Annotated in this window: 21 protein-coding genes and 1 other annotated feature; of the genes, 15 read left to right on the top strand and 6 right to left on the bottom strand. The window is 54.9% G+C overall.

Annotated elements, in window-relative coordinates; translation table 11 throughout:
- Position 1 precedes the first annotated feature (1 nt).
- The gene (trpD, locus tag ACU4F7_RS12420) at positions 2–1,597 is read right to left on the bottom strand and encodes a bifunctional anthranilate synthase glutamate amidotransferase component TrpG/anthranilate phosphoribosyltransferase TrpD (RefSeq protein WP_029591527.1); all 1,596 of its coding nucleotides are present in this window, start codon (positions 1,595–1,597) and stop codon (positions 2–4) included.
- On the bottom strand, positions 1,597–3,159 hold the full coding sequence (locus ACU4F7_RS12415; protein ID WP_481637035.1) for an anthranilate synthase component 1: 1,563 nt from the start codon (positions 3,157–3,159) through the stop codon (positions 1,597–1,599). The genes trpD and ACU4F7_RS12415 overlap by 1 nt, the downstream gene beginning before the upstream one ends.
- Positions 3,160–3,184: 25 nt before the next feature.
- Positions 3,185–3,277: a sequence feature (Trp leader region), on the bottom strand.
- Between the two features lie 158 nt (positions 3,278–3,435).
- Between ACU4F7_RS12415 and rnm the strand changes: the two genes are divergently transcribed.
- The 3 genes from rnm (at position 3,436) to rluB (ending at position 5,906) form a co-directional block, all read left to right on the top strand.
- Positions 3,436–4,317 (top strand): RNase RNM, encoded by an 882-nt coding sequence (rnm, locus tag ACU4F7_RS12410; protein WP_029591529.1) that lies wholly within the window; start codon positions 3,436–3,438, stop codon positions 4,315–4,317.
- Entirely contained in the window at positions 4,314–4,934 is a 621-nt protein-coding gene (locus ACU4F7_RS12405) for an L-threonylcarbamoyladenylate synthase (protein WP_029591530.1), read from the top strand. The genes rnm and ACU4F7_RS12405 overlap by 4 nt, the downstream gene beginning before the upstream one ends.
- Positions 4,935–5,030: 96 nt before the next feature.
- Entirely contained in the window at positions 5,031–5,906 is an 876-nt protein-coding gene (rluB, locus tag ACU4F7_RS12400) for a 23S rRNA pseudouridine(2605) synthase RluB (protein WP_029591534.1), read from the top strand.
- 57 nt (positions 5,907–5,963) lie between these two features.
- Here rluB and cobO read toward each other — a convergent pair whose 3' ends face one another.
- Positions 5,964–6,554 (bottom strand): cob(I)yrinic acid a,c-diamide adenosyltransferase, encoded by a 591-nt coding sequence (gene cobO / locus ACU4F7_RS12395; RefSeq protein ID WP_481637034.1) that lies wholly within the window; start codon positions 6,552–6,554, stop codon positions 5,964–5,966.
- Positions 6,551–7,306: a YciK family oxidoreductase gene (locus ACU4F7_RS12390; protein WP_481637033.1), complete on the bottom strand. Its 756-nt coding sequence runs from the start codon at positions 7,304–7,306 to the stop codon at positions 6,551–6,553. Before ACU4F7_RS12390 ends, cobO begins: the two co-directional genes overlap by 4 nt.
- 256 nt (positions 7,307–7,562) lie before the next feature.
- Between ACU4F7_RS12390 and sohB the strand changes: the two genes are divergently transcribed.
- Positions 7,563–8,612: a protease SohB gene (sohB, locus tag ACU4F7_RS12385; RefSeq protein ID WP_029591537.1), complete on the top strand. Its 1,050-nt coding sequence runs from the start codon at positions 7,563–7,565 to the stop codon at positions 8,610–8,612.
- Positions 8,613–8,642: 30 nt separating this feature from the next.
- Here the strand turns inward: sohB and ACU4F7_RS12380 are convergent, their stop codons facing one another.
- Positions 8,643–8,894, bottom strand: coding sequence for a YciN family protein (locus ACU4F7_RS12380; protein WP_029591538.1), 252 nt, complete (start codon positions 8,892–8,894; stop codon positions 8,643–8,645).
- Positions 8,895–9,295: 401 nt separating this feature from the next.
- Here ACU4F7_RS12380 and topA point away from each other — a divergent pair, with 401 nt between their 5' ends.
- From topA to acnA, 6 genes are all read left to right on the top strand, one after another.
- Complete coding sequence (gene topA / locus ACU4F7_RS12375; protein ID WP_481638727.1) at positions 9,296–11,896, top strand: type I DNA topoisomerase; 2,601 nt, start codon at positions 9,296–9,298, stop codon at positions 11,894–11,896.
- 182 nt (positions 11,897–12,078) lie between these two features.
- The gene (cysB, locus tag ACU4F7_RS12370) at positions 12,079–13,053 is read left to right on the top strand and encodes an HTH-type transcriptional regulator CysB (RefSeq protein WP_024556118.1); all 975 of its coding nucleotides are present in this window, start codon (positions 12,079–12,081) and stop codon (positions 13,051–13,053) included.
- 339 nt (positions 13,054–13,392) lie between these two features.
- Entirely contained in the window at positions 13,393–13,533 is a 141-nt protein-coding gene (locus tag ACU4F7_RS12365) for a YmiA family putative membrane protein (protein WP_235470166.1), read from the top strand.
- A gap of 2 nt (positions 13,534–13,535) precedes the next feature.
- Entirely contained in the window at positions 13,536–13,715 is a 180-nt protein-coding gene (locus tag ACU4F7_RS12360) for a hypothetical protein (protein ID WP_481637032.1), read from the top strand.
- 144 nt (positions 13,716–13,859) lie between these two features.
- Complete coding sequence (ymiC, locus tag ACU4F7_RS12355; RefSeq protein WP_229701815.1) at positions 13,860–13,958, top strand: small membrane protein YmiC; 99 nt, start codon at positions 13,860–13,862, stop codon at positions 13,956–13,958.
- Between the two features lie 168 nt (positions 13,959–14,126).
- Entirely contained in the window at positions 14,127–16,802 is a 2,676-nt protein-coding gene (gene acnA / locus ACU4F7_RS12350; RefSeq protein WP_481637031.1) for an aconitate hydratase AcnA, read from the top strand.
- A 54-nt stretch (positions 16,803–16,856) separates the two neighbouring features.
- On the opposite strand, the gene ribA is transcribed toward acnA, so the two are convergent.
- Positions 16,857–17,444, bottom strand: coding sequence for a GTP cyclohydrolase II (gene ribA, locus ACU4F7_RS12345; RefSeq protein ID WP_029591540.1), 588 nt, complete (start codon positions 17,442–17,444; stop codon positions 16,857–16,859).
- A 199-nt stretch (positions 17,445–17,643) separates the two neighbouring features.
- Between ribA and pgpB the strand changes: the two genes are divergently transcribed.
- The 5 genes from pgpB to yciH all read left to right on the top strand — a co-directional run bounded on the left by pgpB (position 17,644) and on the right by yciH (position 21,301).
- A complete protein-coding gene (pgpB, locus tag ACU4F7_RS12340) occupies positions 17,644–18,411 on the top strand; it encodes a phosphatidylglycerophosphatase B (protein ID WP_029591541.1) in 768 nt (255 codons plus the stop codon).
- Positions 18,412–18,561: 150 nt separating this feature from the next.
- On the top strand, positions 18,562–18,870 hold the full coding sequence (locus ACU4F7_RS12335) for a LapA family protein (RefSeq protein ID WP_029591542.1): 309 nt from the start codon (positions 18,562–18,564) through the stop codon (positions 18,868–18,870).
- Positions 18,871–18,876: 6 nt separating this feature from the next.
- Positions 18,877–20,046, top strand: coding sequence for a lipopolysaccharide assembly protein LapB (lapB, locus tag ACU4F7_RS12330; RefSeq protein WP_029591543.1), 1,170 nt, complete (start codon positions 18,877–18,879; stop codon positions 20,044–20,046).
- Positions 20,047–20,240: 194 nt separating this feature from the next.
- Entirely contained in the window at positions 20,241–20,975 is a 735-nt protein-coding gene (gene pyrF, locus ACU4F7_RS12325) for an orotidine-5'-phosphate decarboxylase (protein ID WP_481637030.1), read from the top strand.
- A complete protein-coding gene (yciH, locus tag ACU4F7_RS12320) occupies positions 20,975–21,301 on the top strand; it encodes a stress response translation initiation inhibitor YciH (RefSeq protein ID WP_481637029.1) in 327 nt (108 codons plus the stop codon). Before pyrF ends, yciH begins: the two co-directional genes overlap by 1 nt.
- The last annotated feature ends 50 nt before the right edge of the window (positions 21,302–21,351 follow it).

The raw sequence follows: 21,351 nt of genomic DNA, 5'->3' as shown, positions 1-21,351 counted from the left end.
CTTACCCTCTTGCTGCCAGTGCGGTAACACGGTCATAAGCGCTGCCGCTGCGTAATACGTCAATCACCCGCCGGGCATTGGTTTTTAAATCTTCTTCGCCGTGCAGACGCATCAGCATCGCGACGTTGGCGGCGACGGCCGCCTCATGCGCAGTCTCTCCTTTACCTTGTAACAGGCGGGTGAGAATGTCACGGTTTTCTTCCGGCGTGCCGCCTGCGAGGTCCGCTTTCTCATAAGGGGATAAGCCAAAATCGTCGGCGGTCAGCTGATAGCTTTTAATCTCGCCATTATTGAGCTCCGCAACCAGCGTCGGGGCGTGAAGGGAGACTTCATCCATTCCCCCGCTATGCACGACGGCCGCGCGCTGGTAGCCAAGCACGCGCAGCGTTTCGGCAATCGGCAGCACCAGCTCCGGGCTGTATACGCCAATCAGCGCCAGCGGTGGGTGAGCCGGGTTAATCAACGGCCCCAGCACGTTAAAGAGCGTGCGGGTTTTCAACTGCTGGCGTACCGGCATGGCGTGACGAAAGCCGGTGTGGTACTTCGGCGCGAACAGGAAACAGACGCCAAGATCATCCAGCGCCTGGCGCGATGCTTGCGCGTTCATCTCCAGATTAATACCGAAAGCAGCCAGCAGGTCGGAAGAGCCCGAGCGGCTGGAGACGCTGCGGTTGCCATGTTTTGCGACCTTCAGCCCCACCGCGGCGGCGACAAATGCGCTGGCGGTGGAGATATTAATGCTGTTGCTGCCGTCGCCGCCGGTGCCGACGATATCGGCAAACAGGTAGTCCGGGCGCGGGAAGGGCGCGGCGTCTTCCAGCAGCGCGGAAGCGGCGCCGGCAATTTCATTCGGGTGTTCGCCGCGCACTTTCATGCTGACCAGCACGGCCGCCAGTTGCTCAGGTTTCAGCTCGCCGCGGACAATCGCGGAGAAGAGCTGGTGGCTCTCTTCACGGCTCAGCGTTTGCGCCTGATAAAGCTTTTCCAGAATCGGCTGCAGCGAGTTTTTCTGCTCAACCTGGGTTTGCGCCCAGGCAAGCGTCTGCTCCAGCAGGCGCGCGCCCTGCGTCGTCAGGATAGATTCCGGGTGGAACTGAAAACCGCATACGCGGTCTGCGTCATGACGCACCGCCATGACCATGCCATCGAAATGGGCGTTCACGGTCAACCCTGCCGGAATGTTGCTGCCGACCAGCGAATGATAGCGGGCGACCGGCAACGGGTTCATTAACCCGGCGAACATCCCCTGGCCGTCATGCTCGATGCTTGAAGCCTTGCCATGCAAAATTTCTCCGGCCTGGCCAACGTAGCCGCCGTAGGCTTCCACTATCGCCTGGTGGCCCAGGCAGATGCCGATAATCGGCAGCTTGCCGCGCATCCGGGTCAGAAGCTCAGGCATGCAGCCCGCTTCCGAAGGCGTGCCGGGGCCAGGCGAGAGCATCAATACCGGGTTATCCATGGTCGCCAGACGGTCAATCAAGGTCTGCGCCGGGACATGGTTGCGGTAGATAACCACGTTATGGCCGCTTGCCCGCAGCTGATCCGCCAGGTTGTAAGTGAAGGAGTCGATATTATCGAGCAGCAGAATGTCGGCCATCAGAAAATCTCCTGTGCATGATGCGCCTGGGCGATTGCGCGCAATACCGCGCGGGCTTTATTACGGGTTTCGTCCGCTTCGGACTGCGGCACGGAGTCGAGCACCACGCCAGCCCCCGCCTGGACGGTGGCGATGCCATCTTCCACATAGGCTGAGCGAATAACGATGCAGGTATCAAGGTCGCCGTGAGCGGTAAAATAGCCCACCGCGCCGCCGTAGCTGCCCCGGCGCTCGCCCTCGGCGGCGGCGATAAGCTGCATGGCGCGGACCTTCGGCGCGCCGCTCAGGGTGCCCATGTTCATGCAGGCGCGGTAAGCGTGCAGTACGTCGAGGTCCTGTCGCAGCTCGCCAACCACGCGGGAGACGAGATGCATCACAAAAGAGTACCGGTCTACTTTGGTCAGATCTGCGACATAGCGGCTGCCCGGCGTGCAGATGCGCGCCAGATCGTTACGCGCCAGATCAACCAGCATCAGGTGCTCAGAAAGCTCTTTATGGTCGGTGCGCATCTCCAGCTCAATGCGGCTGTCAAGATCGCGGTCCAGCGTGCCGTCGGCGCGGCGTCCGCGCGGGCGGGTGCCGGCGATGGGGTAGATCTCAATCTGGCGCGATGCGGCGTCATACTTCAGCGAGCTCTCCGGCGAGGCGCCAAACAGCGTGAAGTCGCTATCCTGCATAAAAAACATGTATGGGCTTGGGTTGCTCTTTTTCAGCGTATCGTAGGCGGCCAGCGGCGACGGGCAGGGCAGCGTGAAGCGACGCGAAGGCACGACCTGGAAAATCTCCCCGGCGCGAATCGCTTTCTGCATTTCGCGCACGACGGCGCCATACTCTTCATCGCTCTGGTTGCATTCGCAACGCATGCTTGCCACTTCCTGTACCGGCAACGGCGCGGCAGCCTGAGTCAGTTGCTGCTTAATCTGCTCAATGCGCGTCTGCAGGCGCTGTTTCTCCAGCGGCTGCGGCGTAAAGAGGCTCGCCTGAATGCGGCTGCTTTTTTTCTGATGGTCGATAACCAGCAGCGTTTCAGCAAGATAGAAACAGTAATCCGGGCAACGATTCGACGCTTTAAGGTCTGGCAAGTCTTCAAAGCCCGCCACCAGGTCATAAGCGAACAGACCGCCGAAAAACATCGCTTCTCGCTCATTTTCCGGTACGTCAACCAGCGTTTGCAGCAGGCGGAAGGTATCGAATACGGAAACCGAACAGAGACGGGCGTCTTCATCCAGCAACTGGCTTACCGGTGGGAAGCGAAGCACGCGGGTCTGGGGCTGACGTGTGTTCTCCACGCCGGCAGGCAAGACGCCATCCAGCAGGGCGAGCAGTGCCGCGCCGTTATCCGTTAAGGCAGATATCGTGACAGTGTCACCGATTGCGGTAATGCGCAACGCGCTATCAACCAGCAGCAGGCTTTTAAGATCGTTTTTACTGTCGATGTCCGCCGACTCAAGCAGCAGAGTCGCAGGACGCGCGCCGCAGAGTTGGTTAAACAGCGCCGTTGGGTTTTCACGGTAAACCCCTTCGCTGCTGAGTAGTTCAAGTGCTGGTTTAGCTGTTTGCATTCTCGGCTTCCCGTCTGTTCTGTTCAAAAAAAAGCCCGCTTTAAGCGGGCCGGGTATCTGATTGCGTTACGCATGCGTGAAGACACCGCCCGATTCAGGAGGTACGCCACCAGCCGCGAAGAGTCAATGTTGCTTTCATTTTCAGATACCTTTTGCAGTGAACTTGCGTACTAGTTAACTGGTTCATGACCAAATTGTCAACCCTGATTTCAGAAAAACATCAGGAATCGTTATGATGGGCGGCCTAATGCGTATTACTAACCGAGTGGAGCCGTTTTGAGCGAACCTGATTCCGCAGTCATTTACGATCTGCATAGCCATACAACGGCATCCGACGGGCTATTAACGCCCGCGCAACTGGTCCATCGCGCCGCCGGGATGCAAATCCATACGCTTGCGATTACCGACCATGACACCACGGCGGGCATTGCGCCGGCGCAGGCGGAAATCGACCGCGCAGGCCTGGCGCTGCGCCTGGTGGCTGGCGTGGAAATTTCTACCGTGTGGGAAAACCATGAGATCCACATTGTCGGCCTCGGCATCGACATTCAACATCCTGCGATGATCGCGTTCCTGGCCGAACAGGGAGAGCGGCGTATTCAGCGCGCGCGGATGATAGCGGAACGCCTTGAAAAGGCGCGTATTCCCGGCGCCTGGGAAGGGGCGCAGCGTTTTGCCGAAGGCGGGATGATAACCCGCGGGCATTTTGCTCGCTTTCTGGTGGAGGCGGGGCGCGCCACCGAGCCGGCGAAGGTGTTTAAGCATTATCTGGCGCGGGGGAAAATCGGCTATGTTCCGCCGCAGTGGTGTACAATAAAACAAGCTATTGATGTGATTCATCATTCTGGCGGCCAGGCGGTTGTGGCCCATCCCGGGCGTTATGACCTGAGCGCAAAATGGCTTAAGCGGCTGCTTCATCACTTTGCCGAGACAGGCGGAGAGGCGATGGAGGTCGCGCAGTGCCAGCAGGCGCCGAATGAGCGTACGCAACTGGCGAATTATGCGGCGCAGTTTGGCTTGCTCGCATCCCAGGGCTCCGATTTTCATCAGCCCTCGCCGTGGATTGAGCTGGGCCGCAAGCTGTGGCTGCCTGCTGGCGTTACGCCCGTCTGGGCGAGCTGGACATCGCCGGAAGAACGAAAAGAGAGGGCAGTATGAGTCAGTTTTTTTATATTCATCCGGATAACCCGCAGCCGCGACTGGTTAACCAGGCGGTAGAGATCATCCGTAAAGGCGGGGTTATTGTTTATCCCACCGATTCCGGCTATGCGCTGGGTTGTAAGCTGGAAGATAAGAGCGCGATGGAGCGGATTTGCCGGATCCGTCAGTTGCCCGACGGTCACAACTTTACCCTGATGTGCCGCGATCTCTCTGAGCTTTCCACTTACTCCTATGTCGATAACGTGGCGTTCCGGCTTATCAAAAACAACACGCCGGGCAACTACACCTTTATTCTCAAAGGCACTAAAGAGGTGCCGCGTCGCCTGCTGCAGGAGAAGCGTAAGACGATTGGCCTGCGCGTCCCCTCTAATCCTATCGCGCTGGCGCTGCTGGAGACGCTGAACGAGCCAATGCTCTCCACCTCGCTGATGCTGCCGGGCAGCGATTTTACCGAGTCCGATCCGGATGAAATTAAAGACCGACTGGAGAAGCAGGTCGATTTGATTATTCACGGCGGGTATCTGGGGCAGCAGCCCACTACGGTGGTTGACCTGACCGACGATGCGCCAGTGGTATTGCGTGAAGGGGTGGGCGACGTTAAGCCTTTCTTATAATATTGTGCAAGGCTATACTACGCCCCCAAAAATCGGGGCGCCATGCGCCCCGAATCCTGTCCGACGCCTGGGAAGGCGACACCTGAAGGAAGCTCAATGAGCGAGAAATTACAGAAAGTGCTGGCGCGCGCCGGCCACGGTTCGCGCCGTGAAATCGAAACCATGATTACCGCAGGACGCGTCAGCGTGGATGGCAAAATCGCCACCCTCGGCGACCGTGTGGAAGTCACGCCAGCACTGAAAATTCGTATTGATGGACACCTTGTTTCGGTAAAAGAGTCGGTAGAGCAGATCTGCCGCGTGCTGGCTTACTATAAGCCGGAAGGCGAGCTTTGCACCCGCAACGATCCGGAAGGCCGTCCTACCGTGTTCGACCGTCTGCCCAAGCTGCGCGGCGCGCGCTGGATTGCGGTGGGCCGTCTTGATGTCAACACCTGCGGTTTGCTGCTCTTTACGACTGACGGCGAGCTGGCGAATCGCCTGATGCACCCGAGTCGGGAAGTAGAACGCGAATACGCGGTACGCGTCTTTGGCCAGATTGACGATGCGAAAGTGCGTGAACTGGCGCGGGGCGTACAGCTGGAAGATGGTCCGGCGGCGTTTAAAACTATCCGCTTCAGCGGCGGCGAAGGCATTAATCAGTGGTACAACGTTACCCTCACGGAGGGGCGCAACCGTGAAGTGCGTCGCCTGTGGGAAGCGGTAGGCGTACAGGTAAGCCGCCTGATTCGCGTGCGCTATGGCGATATCCCTCTGCCGAAAGGTTTGCCGCGCGGCGGCTGGACGGAGCTTGATCTGGCGCAGACCAACTACCTGCGCGAACTGGTGGGCTTGCCCGCGGAGACCTCCAGCAAAGTGGCGGTTGAAAAAGACAGACGCCGTATGAAGGCGAACCAGATTCGCCGGGCAGTAAAACGCCACAGCCAGGTGAGCGGCAACCGTCGCAGCGGCGGTGGACGCAGCGGCAGCTAAATAAAAACGCCCTCGAATGAGGGCGTTTTGCTTACTGCGCCGGGATAACGCCGACGGCTAGTAGTCAATGCCGATTTGCGCCTTAATGCCTGCGTCAAAGGCATGTTTAACCGGACGCAGTTCGCTTACGGTATCGGCATAATCAAGAATATCGCGGTGACAGCCGCGGCCGGTGATGATGACCGTCTGGTGCGCCGGACGGTTTCGCAGCGCCTGCATAACCGTTTCCAGCGGCAGATAATCGTAAGCCACCATGTAAGTCAGCTCGTCCAGAATCACCATATCAAGCGCGTTGTCGGCCAGCATGCGCTCGGCATGCCGCCAAACGTCAAGGCAAGCGGCCGTATCGCTCTCGCGGTTTTGCGTATCCCAGGTAAAACCCGTTGCCATGACCTGAAATTCTACCCCGTGCGGTTCCAGCAGGTTACGTTCGCCATTCGGCCAGGTGCCTTTAATGAACTGGATAACGCCCACTTTTTTACCGTGGCCGACAGCGCGGGTGGCTGTGCCGAAGGCGGCGGTGGTTTTGCCTTTGCCGTTGCCGGTAAAAACGAGGGTGATGCCGCGCTCCTGCTGTGCGGCGGCCACGCGGGCATCGACCTTATCTTTTATTTTCTGCTGGCGTTGCTGATAGCGATCTTCGTTCATTCGGCTATTCCCGGTTTGCGGCCTGGCTGGGCATCAAAGCTCATGCCGGTTTTGCGGCGGCTGTCGTCGCCCATCAGCCAGAGGTAAAGCGGCATTAAATCCGCCGGTGTCTTGAGTTTATCGGCATCTTCCGTCGGGAAGGCGCTGGCGCGCATTTTGGTTCGCGTGCCGCCAGGGTTGATACAGTTGACCCGCAACGATTTATATTCGTCCGCAAGCACCTGCATCATGCCTTCCGTTGCGAATTTGGACACGGCGTAAGCGCCCCATTGCGCCCGCCCCTGACGGCCCACGCTTGAGGTGGTGAAGACCAGCGAGCCTGCTTCCGCCTTCAACAGCAGCGGCAACAGCGCCTGGGTTAAAAAGAAGGTGGTATTGACGTTAACCTGCATGACTTCACGCCAGCTTTCCGGCGTCTGCTCCATCATCGGCGCGATTTCACCCAGTACGCCAGCATTGTGTAACAAACCGTCCAGGCGAGGAACCTGAGCGGCGATTTCCCTCGCCACGCGCTGGCAATCTTCAACCGTAGCGCTTGCGTAATCGAGCAAAAACAGGCTGGCCGGGATGGCGCCCAGACGAGCGATGTCAGCAGCGGCCTGGCGTAATTTTTCTTCGCTGCGGCCCAATAAAAGCACCTGCGCTCCGTAACGCGCATAGGTCAATGCCGCCTCGCGGCCAATGCCGTCGCTGGCGCCTGTGACTAAAATTATGCGGTTTTGCAGCAGGTTAGTTTGCGGTTGATAGTGCACGGGCAACTCCTCGGCGCAAGCGGCGGGCAAAAGCCGACGCTTCATTTTGCATAAAAGCGCTTTATGCCTTAATCCGCTCGCTATTTCAATCGGCCGGGGGGCGATAACAACCTGAACGTAACATTTTGCAAATATTTCATCGCACAAGGAAAAATCAGGAACCTGACTCGCATGAACGAGACTAATCGCGAGACGCGCGATGAAGCGTCGGGTAGACTAACGCCGTTTTTCGAGCGTAAAGACAGAGGCGGAAACTGTGGATTTAGTTTATGAATATGGCCTGTTTTTGGCCAAAATCGCGACGGTAGTCGTGGCGTTAGTTATCGTCATCTCGCTGATTTCGAATGTCGCCCAGCGCAAGAAACATCAGCGCGGCGAGCTTCGCGTGACCCGTCTGAATGAACAATACAAAACGATGCAGGAAGAGATAGCGGTTGCGCTGCTCGACACACATCAGCAGAAACAGTGGCATAAGGAACAAAAGAAGAAAGAGAAACAGGAAGCGAAAGCGGCTAAAGCGCGGGCAAAGCGTGGTGAAAACGCGCCGTCCGGCAAGGCAACGCTTTACGTGCTGGACTTCAAAGGCAGCATGGACGCCCATGAGGTCGCTTCGCTGCGCGAAGAGATTACCGCCGTGCTGGCCGTGGCGAAGCCGCAGGATGAAGTATTACTGCGTCTGGAGAGCCCCGGCGGGGTGGTGCATGGCTACGGTCTTGCTTCATCCCAGCTTCAGCGTTTACGCGATCGTAATATTCCTTTAACCGTTGCGGTAGATAAAGTCGCGGCAAGCGGGGGGTACATGATGGCTTGCGTGGCCAACCGGATTGTAGCGGCGCCTTTCGCCATTGTCGGCTCGATAGGGGTCGTCGCTCAGGTGCCTAACTTCAATCGCCTGCTTAAGCGCAACGATATCGATATTGAACTTCACACCGCTGGACAATACAAACGCACCCTGACCCTGTTCGGCGAGAATACCGAGGAAGGGCGGGAGAAGTTTCGTGAAGATCTCAACGAAACCCATCAACTCTTCAAGCAGTTTGTGCAGACCATGCGCCCTTCATTAGATATTAATGAGGTCGCAACGGGGGAGCACTGGTACGGTCTGCAGGCGCAGGAAAAAGGGTTAGTGGATGAAATTCGCACCAGCGACGATTTGATTTTGCAGCAAATGCCGCAAAAAGAGGTGGTGAGCGTACGCTACACGCGTCGTAAAAAGCTAATGGATAAATTTACCGGCAGCGCGGCCCAGAGTCTGGACCGCCTGCTGCTCCGCTGGTGGCAGCGAGGAGAAAAACCGCTGCTGTAACCTGGAAAACGAGGCTGCGCGCCTCGTTTTTCAATCCTGCAGGTGATATTTCTCGGAAAGCTGGTGGGCGAGGTGTTTGAACATATTGAACACCGCTGTGCTTTTCGCGGTAGGTAAGCCTTGCTCGTCAAGAAAATAGTTGCCCTGAAACACCAGCACGCCATTTTTTTGCTCGACATGCGTCGCTTCCATACCCGCCAGGTAATCCTCATGCTCGCGAATGAGCTTATTGGCATGAGCTAGCAACGTTTCACGATCGATAGGCTGAGTTTTTGCTTGCATAATCCTCTCCTTAAAGACTGCGCGTAGTGTACGCCTCACAGAGGAAAGGTGGCAAATTTTCCCTGTTGCCGACAGGGGGATTAGGGGCTTTTACGTGGTAGCGTGAAACGCTTTTGCATGCTAATAAAGTTGCGTAACGAATTTTATCAGGTAGAGTGTGACCCTTTCGCAAATCTGGCAACAGAATTGCTTGACATTCAACCTGAAGTTCGTCGTGCTGGTTCAACCTGTACGAAAACCCTGTGGTCTCAACCACCTGACGCGTTTTGGGTCTCTGCGGGCTTAAGCGATTTAAGGGTTGATATCCATCGACGCTGCCGCAATATAAAAGGCTCGTCGCCAGTGGAAGGTGCAGCAACGTGCGACGTATTCTGGAAGAATCCAATCAGGTAAAGGTGAATATGGGTAAAGCTCTCGTTATCGTTGAGTCCCCGGCAAAAGCCAAAACGATTAACAAATATCTCGGTAAAGACTACGTGGTGAAATCCAGCGTAGGCCACATCCGTGATTTGCCGACCAGTGGCTCCGTCCCTAAGAAAAGCGCTGACTCCGCCTCCACCAAAAAAGCGGCCGGCAAGGCCAAAAAAGATGAACGTGGTGCGCTCGTCAGCCGTATGGGCATCGACCCCTGGCACAACTGGGAAGCACAGTATGAAGTGCTGCCGGGTAAAGAAAAGGTGGTTTCCGAGCTCAAGTCGCTCGCGGAAAAAGCCGATCATATCTATCTCGCAACCGACCTTGACCGCGAAGGGGAGGCTATCGCCTGGCACCTGCGGGAAGTGATCGGCGGCGATGACAAACGCTACAGTCGCGTTGTCTTCAACGAAATTACCAAGAACGCCATTCGTCAGGCATTTGAAAAGCCGGGCGAGTTGAATCTCGATCGCGTAAATGCTCAACAGGCGCGCCGCTTCATGGACCGCGTGGTGGGCTATATGGTTTCCCCGCTGCTGTGGAAGAAGATAGCGCGTGGGCTTTCCGCAGGCCGCGTTCAGTCAGTCGCGGTGCGTTTAGTGGTGGAGCGCGAGCGCGAAATTAAAGCCTTTGTTCCGGAAGAGTATTGGGAAGTTGACGCCTCGCTTACCACGCCTTCCAGCGAAGCGCTGTCCGTCCAGGTTACGCATCAGCATGACAAGCCATTCCGTCCTGTCAGCCGTGATGAAACCATGGCGGCGGTGGAGTTGCTCAAGGGCGCGCAATATAAAGTTATAGAGCGTGAAGACAAACCCACCAGCAGCAAGCCTGGCGCTCCCTTTATTACGTCTACCCTGCAACAGGCTGCAAGCACTCGTCTTGGCTTTGGCGTGAAGAAAACCATGATGATGGCGCAGCGTCTTTATGAAGCCGGGCACATTACCTATATGCGTACTGACTCCACCAACCTGAGTCAGGATGCGGTGAGCATGGTTCGCGGCTACATTGACAGCAATTTCGGTAAAAAATATCTGCCGGACGCGCCGAATCAGTACGCCAGTAAAGAAAACTCGCAGGAAGCGCACGAAGCCATTCGTCCTTCAGATGTAAGCGTGCTTGCGGAATCGTTGAAGGATATGGAAGCGGACGCGCAGAAGCTCTATCAGCTTATTTGGCGCCAGTTCGTGGCCTGCCAGATGACGCCTGCGCAGTATGATTCCACTACGCTCACGGTAGCGGCAGGCGATTTTCGCCTCAAAGCGCGCGGACGCACCTTGCGCTTCGACGGCTGGACGAAAGTCATGCCGGCGCTGCGTAAAAACGATGAAGATCGCACGCTGCCAGCGGTAAACGAAGGCGATACGCTTTCATTAATTGAATTGACGCCGGCTCAGCACTTTACCAAGCCGCCGGCACGCTTTAGCGAAGCGTCGCTGGTTAAAGAACTTGAGAAGCGCGGAATTGGCCGCCCGTCTACTTATGCATCCATCATTTCCACTATTCAGGACCGTGGTTACGTGCGTGTGGAAAACCGCCGTTTCTATGCTGAAAAAATGGGTGAAATCGTCACCGATCGCCTGGAAGAGAATTTCCGCGATTTGATGAACTATGATTTTACCGCGCAGATGGAAGACAGCCTTGACCGGGTAGCGAACCATGAAGCTGAATGGCGCGGCGTTCTGGACAGCTTCTTTAATGATTTTAACAAGCAGCTTGATACGGCTGAGAAAGATCCGGAAGAGGGCGGCATGCGCCCGAACCAGATGGTGTTGACCAGCATCGACTGCCCGACCTGCGGCCGCAAGATGGGGATTCGCACCGCCAGCACTGGCGTATTCCTCGGCTGTTCCGGCTATGCGCTACCGCCGAAAGAACGCTGCAAAACTACCATCAACCTCGTGCCGGAAAATGAAGTGCTGAACGTGCTGGAAGGTGACGATGCGGAAACCAACGCGCTTCGCGCCCGCCGTCGTTGCGTCAAATGCGGCACGGCGATGGACAGCTACCTCATCGACCCGAAACGTAAGATTCATATCTGCGGTAATAACCCGACCTGCGACGGTTATGAGATTGAGGAAGGCGAGTTCCGCATTAAAGGCTACGATGGCCCGGTGGTGGAGTGCGAGAAATGCGGTTCTGAAATGCACCTGAAAATGGGGCGTTTTGGCAAGTACATGGCCTGTACCAACGAAGAGTGCAAAAACACCCGTAAAATTCTGCGTAACGGTGAAGTAGCGCCGCCGAAGGAAGATCCGGTGCCGCTGCCTGAGTTGCCATGCGAGAAATCGGATGCGTATTTTGTGCTTCGCGATGGCGCGGCGGGAGTTTTCCTTGCAGCGAACACCTTCCCGAAATCGCGTGAAACGCGCGCGCCGCTGGTTGAAGAGTTACATCGCTTCCGCGATCGTCTGCCGGAAAAACTGCGCTACCTCGCTGACGCGCCGCAGGAAGATCCTGAAGGCAACAAAACGATGGTGCGTTTTAGCCGTAAGACCAAACAGCAATATGTCGCGTCTGAAAAGGATGGCAAGGCGACTAACTGGTCTGCCTTTTACGTCGACGGCAAATGGGTCGAAGGCAAGAAATAAAATATAATTAATAGCTTAAGGCCGACTCCAGTCGGCCTTTTCTTTTTATAACGCTGTTATTATTTTTTTTACATATCTATACACTAAAGCTATTAGTGATATAGTAGTTATAGCTTTCCCCTTTCTTATTATGAAATCGTCTTAAGCCTGCTTGCCGCGGGTGCAACCCTGGATGGTCAGACATGAAACTACAACAGTTGCGCTATATCGTTGAGGTGGTTAACCACAACCTGAATGTTTCCTCTACGGCGGAAGGCCTTTATACCTCGCAGCCAGGCATTAGTAAGCAGGTTCGTATGCTTGAGGATGAACTGGGCATACAAATTTTTGCGCGCAGCGGCAAGCATCTTACTCAGGTCACGCCAGCCGGTCAGGAAATTATTCGTATCGCCCGGGAAGTGCTTTCTAAAGTCGATGCCATTAAATCGGTTGCAGGCGAACACACCTGGCCTGATAAAGGGTCGCTTTATGTGGCGACAACCCACACTCAGGCACGCTATGCCTTACCGAGCGTGATTAAAGGGTTTATTGAGCGTTACCCGCGCGTTTCCCTGCATATGCACCAGGGATCGCCAACGCAGATTGCCGAAGCGGTATCAAAAGGCAATGCTGATTTCGCTATCGCGACGGAAGCGCTGCACCTGTATGACGACCTTGTCATGCTGCCTTGCTATCACTGGAACCGGTCAATTGTGGTCACGCCCGATCATCCGCTGGCTTCGAAAGAAAAGGTCAATATTGAAGAGCTGGCTCAGTATCCGCTGGTCACCTATACCTTTGGTTTTACCGGACGCTCAGAGCTGGATACGGCTTTTAACCGCGCGGGCTTGTCGCCGCGCATTGTTTTCACCGCGACCGATGCCGATGTTATCAAAACTTACGTGCGCCTGGGGTTGGGGGTAGGGGTGATTGCCAGCATGGCGGTAGATCCAATATCCGATCCCGATTTGGTAAGAATTGATGCAGATGGCATTTTCAGTCACAGCACCACGAAGATCGGTTTTCGCCGCAGTACATTCTTACGTAGCTATATGTATGACTTTATCCAACGCTTTGCGCCGCATTTGACGCGTGACGTTGTCGATGCCGCCGTTGCGCTACGCTCGAATGAAGATATTGAAGAGATGTTTAAAGATATCAAACTGCCTGCCAAATAATCACTTCAGGCATCCTCAGCGAAGCGGGGATGCCTTTATTTTCTCCCCACGTAATTGAAATAAGAAAGAGAATCATCCGCGACTTTATGCCGCCCTGCGACTTTCTCCTTATATTTCGCGTGGGTACTGTCACCAATTAGCGACAAAAATAGAAAATAATAAGCCTTAACGCAAATTCGCCACTTCAATAATTTATTTCACGTCAAAAGATTAATTATTCGATAGCAAAATGATCGTAAAGATGCTGGCTTTTCGGCTAAAGTTTATTTAGGATTTATCTCATCTGATGATTACTTGTACCAATTGTTTGGTGTAAACATGATAAGCGATGTCGATTGTATGAGGTTAGCAATGCCATCAGGAAGTGAAGAGCCGCGTAGAGATCCGGATCTGAAGCGCAAAGCGTGGATGGCCGTCTTTCTTGGCTCAGCGCTGTTCTGGGTTGTGGTTGCGCTCCTTATCTGGCGTTTTTGGGGCTAAAAATGGCTGTACGTTTACAAAGCTCAGCAGCTAAACGGAGATGTCAGCTTCGTGACAACCGTACTCGTGAGCAAGACCACAAAAATATGCCCACGGATGAGGTGTACGGACCTTGGGAATTAACAGAACAGCAGCAGGCTTTTATCGCTCTGTTTACTGAAGAAGATCACAAAAAACATTAAACGACACTTTGTGAACCTGTTTCAGGCTGTCAATTATGCATTCTTTTCATTTCTCCGGTTGAGAGAATAAACCTACACAGCAATAAGGCCGACAGATTAAACATGGTGTCGGGATGAATGGTTTATTTTATTGGTGTGATAGCTATGAATAATCAACGTACCCTTAAATACTGGTCATGGTTCGGCGCTTTTTCTGTCTCAGCGCTCTTCTGGAGCCAGATGGTCTGGATCTGCCTTCGCTAATCCCCATAATGCCCGGCCCAGCCGGGCATTTTGCTTTTTTCCTTTCTGTTTTCCTGCCGTTTAGCTTTTTGGGTTGTTATCAAATCGTTACGACATGTTTGTGTTATCTTTAAATACAGACCCTGACGGTTGTCAGGGTATCGCTATCCGAGGATTACAGGAGGAGCTATGTCGTCAACCCTACGCGAAGCCAGTAAGGACACGCTGCAGGCGCTGGATAAAACCTATCATTACTACAGCTTGCCACTGGCGGCCAGGGAACTTGGAGATATCACCCGGCTACCCAAATCTTTAAAAGTTTTACTCGAAAACATGCTGCGCTGGCAGGATAACGATACGGTTACCGTCGACGATTTGCATGCGCTGGCCGGCTGGCTGAAAAACGCCCATGCCGACCGGGAGATTGCCTATCGTCCTGCCCGCGTGCTGATGCAGGATTTCACCGGCGTGCCGGCGGTAGTGGATCTGGCCGCCATGCGAGAAGCGGTAAAACGTCTGGGCGGTGATGTTTCAAAAGTAAACCCGCTTTCCCCGGTCGATCTGGTTATCGACCATTCCGTAACCGTGGACCATTTTGGCGATGACGATGCGTTTGAAGAAAACGTACGTCTCGAAATGGAACGCAACCACGAACGCTATGTATTCCTGCGCTGGGGACAGCAAGCCTTCAGCCGCTTTAGCGTCGTCCCGCCGGGCACCGGCATTTGTCATCAGGTTAACCTTGAATATTTAGGCAAAGCCGTCTGGAGCGAATTACAGGATGGCGTCATGGTCGCTTATCCCGATACGCTCGTCGGCACTGACTCCCATACGACGATGATTAACGGTCTCGGCGTGCTGGGCTGGGGGGTAGGAGGTATTGAGGCGGAAGCGGCGATGCTCGGTCAGCCCGTCTCTATGCTTATCCCCGATGTCGTGGGTTTCCGCCTTACCGGCAAGCTCCGTGAAGGCATCACGGCGACCGATCTGGTATTGACGGTGACGCAAATGCTGCGCAAGCATGGCGTGGTAGGCAAGTTTGTTGAGTTTTTTGGCGACGGGCTGGATTCGTTGCCGCTCGCCGATCGCGCCACTATCGCTAACATGGCGCCGGAATATGGCGCGACCTGCGGCTTCTTTCCTGTCGATGAGGTGACGCTCGGTTATATGCGCCTCAGCGGGCGCAGCGAAGAGCAAGTGGCGCTGGTGGAGGCTTACACTAAAGCGCAGGGGCTATGGCGAAACCCTGGCGATGAGCCTGTGTTTACCAGTGTACTTGAACTTGACATGGGGGATGTTGAGGCGAGTCTGGCTGGCCCGAAACGGCCGCAGGATCGCGTGGCGCTGGGCGATGTGCCGAAAGCCTTCGCGGCCAGTACCGAGCTCGAGCTTAATACCGCCCAGAAAGACAAGCAGCCTGTCACGTATACCCTGAGCGGGCATCAATATGAGCTTCCGGACGGCGCCGTGGTGATTTCGGCGATTACCTCTTGTACTAATACGTCAAACCCAAGCGTATTAATGGCGGCCGGGCTGCTCGCCAAAAAAGCGGTGACGCTGGGGCTTAAACGTCAGCCATGGGTAAAAGCCTCGCTGGCGCCTGGCTCAAAAGTGGTTTCCGACTACCTTGCCCGGGCTAAACTGACGCCTTATCTGGACGAACTGGGTTTTAATCTGGTTGGGTACGGGTGTACCACCTGTATCGGTAACTCTGGTCCGCTACCAGAGCCTATTGAACAGGCGATTAAAAAAGGCGATCTGACGGTTGGCGCCGTGCTGTCCGGCAACCGTAACTTTGAAGGTCGTATTCATCCTCTGGTGAAAACCAACTGGCTCGCCTCGCCGCCGCTGGTAGTGGCTTATGCGCTTGCCGGCAACATGAACATCAACCTCGAAACCGAGCCGCTGGGACACGATCGTAAAGGCGACCCGGTCTATCTGAAAGATATCTGGCCTTCGACAAGCGAAATTGCCCGTGCGATGGAGCAAGTTTCCACGGAAATGTTCCGTAAAGAATATGCGGAAGTGTTTGAAGGCACGGACGACTGGAAAGCTATCAACGTTGAGGCTTCGGATACCTACGACTGGCAGTCAGATTCAACCTACATTCGCCTGTCGCCTTTCTTTGACGAGATGCTGGCGGAACCCGCGCCGGTGCAGGATATCCATGGCGCGCGCATTCTCGCCATGTTGGGCGATTCGGTAACGACTGACCACATTTCCCCTGCGGGCAGCATCAAGCTCGATAGCCCGGCCGGGCGCTATTTGCTGAGCCATGGCGTAGAGCGTAACGACTTCAACTCCTACGGTTCGCGTCGTGGCAACCATGAAGTAATGATGCGCGGCACTTTCGCGAATATTCGCATTCGCAACGAAATGGTGCCGGGTGTGGAAGGGGGGATGACCCGCCTGTTGCCGGGCGATGAAGTGATGTCTATCTATGATGCCGCGATGCGTTACCAGGAGAAAGGCACGCCGCTGGCGGTTATTGCCGGTAAAGAGTATGGCTCAGGCTCCAGCCGCGACTGGGCGGCAAAAGGGCCTCGTCTGTTGGGCGTTCGCGTGGTTATCGCCGAATCGTTCGAACGTATCCACCGCTCGAACCTCATCGGGATGGGCATACTGCCGCTGGAATTCCCGCAAGGCGTAACGCGTAAGACATTGGGACTCACGGGGGAAGAGCGGATTGATATTAGCGATCTGGCGAATATTACGCCTGCCGCCACCGTGCCGGTTACGTTGACCCGCGCAGATGGCGCGACTGAAGTGATTGATTGCCGCTGTCGCATTGATACTGGTAATGAGCTGACCTATTACCGCAACGACGGCATTCTGCATTATGTCATTCGCAATATGCTGCGCTGAATCGCTTAGCGTTTAGCGTCATGATAAAAAAGGCCTGCATCAGCAGGCCTTTTTTCAGGGGAGCAGATGGCCCATTTTGGCCGCCTTGGTATCGAGATAATGTTCATTGTTGGGGTTGCGCCCGACGATAAGCGGCACACGCTCGACAATATTGATGCCCGCCTCGGTGAGGATCTCAACCTTACGCGGGTTATTGGTCAGTAAACGGACTTCATCAACGCCGAGCAGTTTAAACATGTCTGCGCAAAGGGTGAAATCTCGCTCATCGGCGGCAAAACCAAGTTGATGGTTGGCTTCTACGGTATCGTAACCCTGGTCCTGCAGCGCGTACGCGCGAATTTTATTCAGCAGACCAATGTTGCGCCCTTCCTGGCGGTGATACAGCAGAATGCCCCGGCCTTCTTCAGCAATGTGCGAAAGCGCTGCTTCAAGCTGAAAACCACAGTCGCAGCGCAGGCTGAATAACGCATCGCCGGTTAAACATTCTGAATGAACGCGAGCCAGAACCGGCTCTTTGCCTGAAATATCCCCAAATACCAGGGCCACATGGTCCTGCCCGGTTGCCAGTTCTTCAAAACCCACCATCAGGAAATCCCCCCATGGGGTTGGCAGTTTGGCTTCTGCCACACGTTTAAGCTGCATGTGATTCTCCAGATTACATGACGCCTCGCGACGTCCGCCAGAACGCTGGCTTTCTGTTATCTTGCTATTTTGCCACAAGGCGGGAGTGTTCGCCTAATCACACTGTCCACGGCTGTTTTTAAGCGCACTAAAGGGTACATTTGCAAGATTGCGTGATTTTTCAGTTATTCTTGAAGGACTTTGCACAAAAGGAGTGACTATGCTGGCCATCGCTCGACGTACCGCCCTTGGCGCGCTTCTACTGCTCATCATGCCGCTGTCGACCTGGGTTTCCGGGTGGCAATGGCAGCCGGGCGACAGCTCTTTATGGCTTAAATTCTTGTTCTGGATGACAGAAACGGTGACGCAGCCCTGGGGAATAATCACCCATGTTTTACTCTGCGCCTGGTTTCTCTGGTGCCTGCGTTTCCGGCTTAAGGCAGCGCTTACGCTGTTTGCGATCCTGGGCATTGCAATTTTGCTGGGACAGTGGAGCAAGTCATTGATTAAAGAACAGGTTCAGGAACCGCGCCCGTTTGTCATCTGGCTTGAAAAAACCCACGCTATCCCGGTTGACGAGTTCTACACTTTAAAGCGCAAGGAACGAAGCGCGTTAGTGAAAGCGCAATTGCAGCATGAAACAAAAATACCGGGCTGGCTGCGCCGGCACTGGCAAAAAGAGACCGGTTTCGCTTTTCCTTCTGGTCATACGATGTTTGCCGCGAGCTGGGCGTTGCTGGGCGTCGGCCTGCTGTGGCCGCGTCGCAGAACATGGACTATTGCGTTGCTGCTGGTCTGGGCGACGGGCGTAATGGGCAGCAGGATGTTGCTGGGAATGCACTGGCCGCGGGATTTGGCGGTCGCCACGCTCATTTCCTGGCTGCTGGTAACGCTTGCGACATGGCTTGCGCAGCGGTTATGCGGGCCGTTAACCCCGCCTGTTGAGGAAAAAGTAGAAATCGACAAGCGTGAACATGACGAGAGCTGAACGGTTGATATTTGATTTTTTAGCCTTATTTAATTGGGATGTCCTGTCGCTTTGAGATTTCGCGAAGGGTGCGAAAATGGTAACTTATAACGCGTTACGCTGAAGCCTGGACTGTTTTTTATACGCACGAAGCCGCATACGGGAAGTCATGTGAAATATTTACTCATTTTTTTACTGGTACTGGCGATTTTTGTTGTTTCGGTCACGCTGGGTGCGCAAAACGATCAGCAGGTTACGTTTAACTACTTACTGGCGCAGGGAGAGTTTCGTATTTCTACGCTTCTCGCCTTTTTGTTTGCCGCAGGTTTTATTATCGGCTGGCTGATTTGCGGCCTGTTCTGGCTGCGCGTAAGGCTGCAGCTGGCTCGCGCCGAGCGTAAAATCAAACGCCTGGAACAGCAGGTCGCGCCTGTGGCCGCGCCTGGCGCAAGCGCTACTACGCCGGCCGTTAAGGATTAATTCGCTATGCTGGAGTTGTTGTTTCTGCTTTTGCCCGTCGCGGCCGCCTATGGCTGGTACATGGGGCGCAGAAGTGCGCAACAGGCAAAAGATCAGGAAACCAACCGGCTTTCTCGGGACTATGTCGCAGGCGTTAACTTCCTGCTCTCCAACCAGCAGGATAAAGCCGTTGAACTCTTTCTCGACATGCTGAAAGAGGATACCGGCACCGTCGAGGCGCACCTTACGCTCGGCAATCTTTTCCGCTCTCGCGGCGAAGTCGATCGCGCCATTCGCATTCATCAGTCATTAATGGAAAGCGCGTCGCTGACTTACGAGCAGCGGCTCCTTGCCGTGCAACAGCTTGGCCGCGATTATATGGCGGCGGGCCTGTATGACCGCGCGGAAGAGATGTTCAAGCAACTGGTGGATGAAACCGATTTTCGCGTTGGCGCGCTGCAACAACTGCTGCAGATTTATCAGGCTACCAGCGACTGGCAGAAAGCCATCGAGGTGGCAGAGCGGCTGGTTAAGCTCGGCAAAGATAAACAGCGTATGGAAATCGCCCATTTTTATTGTGAACTGGCCCTGCAGGCGATGGGCAGTGACGACATGGAACGCGCAATGTCCCTGCTGAAAAAGGGCGCCGCCGCCGATCGCAACAGCGCGCGCATCTCCATCATGATGGGCCGTATCTTTATGGCGCGCGGCGACTATGCCAGCGCGGTAGAGAGCCTGCAAAAAGTCATCGAGCAGGATCATGAACTGGTTAGCGAAACGCTGGAAATGTTGCAGGTTTGCTATCAGCAACTCAATAAGCCTCAGGAATGGGCCGATTTTCTTAAACGCTGCGTAGAAGAAAATACCGGCGCCACGGCTGAACTGATGCTGGCGGAAGTGGTAGACCAGCAGGAAGGGCAGGATACCGCTCAGGTCTATATTACGCGCCAGCTTCAGCGCCACCCGACTATGCGCGTTTTTCATCGTCTGATGGATTACCATCTGCAGGAGGCTGAAGAAGGGCGCGCCAAAGAGAGTCTGATGGTTCTGCGTGACATGGTAGGCGAGCAAGTGCGTACGAAACCGCGCTATCGCTGCCATAAATGCGGCTTTACCGCTTTTACCCTTTACTGGCACTGTCCGTCTTGCCGCGCGTGGTCAACCATCAAGCCGATTCGCGGACTGGATGGTCAATAGAACTCTTTTTTTACCCTTCATTAGTTACAACATACTTATGATGAATTTGACATCATAACCGGCAAACTCAGTTTACTGCCACTTTGCAGCGGGGCCTGCGCGATCGCGCCTGTAAATTTCATGGTTGTGCGGGTAGAATGCTTGCCGTTTATCCATCCGCGCCGCATCGGTGCCCTCTGTCAGAAGGTCTGGTCATGAAGTTAACTGCATCCTCCTCCCGTTCTGTTACTGATTCGCCGATTGTTGTCGCGCTCGATTATGACAATCGCGATAGCGCGCTTGCTTTTGTCGACCGTATCGACCCGCGAGATTGCCGTCTGAAGGTAGGTAAAGAGATGTTCACGCTGTGCGGCCCTCAGTTGATAAGCGATCTACACGAACGCGGGTTCGATGTTTTTCTCGACCTGAAATTTCACGACATCCCCAACACCACCGCGCGCGCTGTCGCAACTGCAGCGGAACTCGGCGTGTGGATGGTCAATGTGCATGCCAGCGGCGGGGCGCGAATGATGCGCGCGGCAAAAGAAGCCCTGGCGCCTTTCGGCGCCGACGCGCCACTGCTGATTGCCGTTACGGTGTTAACAAGCATGGAAGCCAGCGATTTGGCTGATGTCGGCATTACCCTGAGCCCGGCTGACCATGCGGAGCGTCTGGCGCGTCTGACCCAGGAATGCGGCCTTGATGGCGTAGTCTGCTCGGCCCAGGAAGCCGTACGTTTTAAAAATGAACTGGGCGCCGCTTTTAAGCTGGTCACTCCAGGCATTCGTCCGGAAGGGGCCGAAGCAGGCGACCAGCGTCGTATTATGACGCCGCAGCAGGCTCAACTTGCTGGCGTGGACTATATGGTTATTGGACGACCTATTACGCGTGCCGCCGATCCGGCGCAAATGCTGTGTGATATTCTTGCATCGCTTAAACAGGAGGCATAATGGGCGATAACAATAGCCGGCTGGTCTATTCCACTGAAACCGGGCGTATACATGAGCCTGACGCTGCGCCAGAACGTCCAAAAGGCGATGGTATTGTGCGAATTCAGCGCCAGACCAGTGGCAGGAAAGGAAAAGGGGTCTGTCTGATTACCGGTATTGATGCTGATGACGCCACGCTTAAAAAGATAGCTGCGGAACTGAAAGCAAAATGCGGTTGCGGAGGAGCAGTTAAAGAAGGCGTTATCGAAATTCAGGGCGATAAGCGAGATTTAATAAAAAGCTTACTCGAAGCCAAAGGAATGAAAGTAAAACTCGCTGGCGGGTAAATAAATTGGCCACGGCAAATGCCGTGGCCTTTTTGTCAGTTTTAGTCAAT

It is taken from the genome of Franconibacter pulveris (assembly GCF_056780215.1).
The sequence above is the reverse complement of the archived record's forward strand: the minus strand, read 5'-3'. Positions and strand labels throughout refer to the sequence as shown.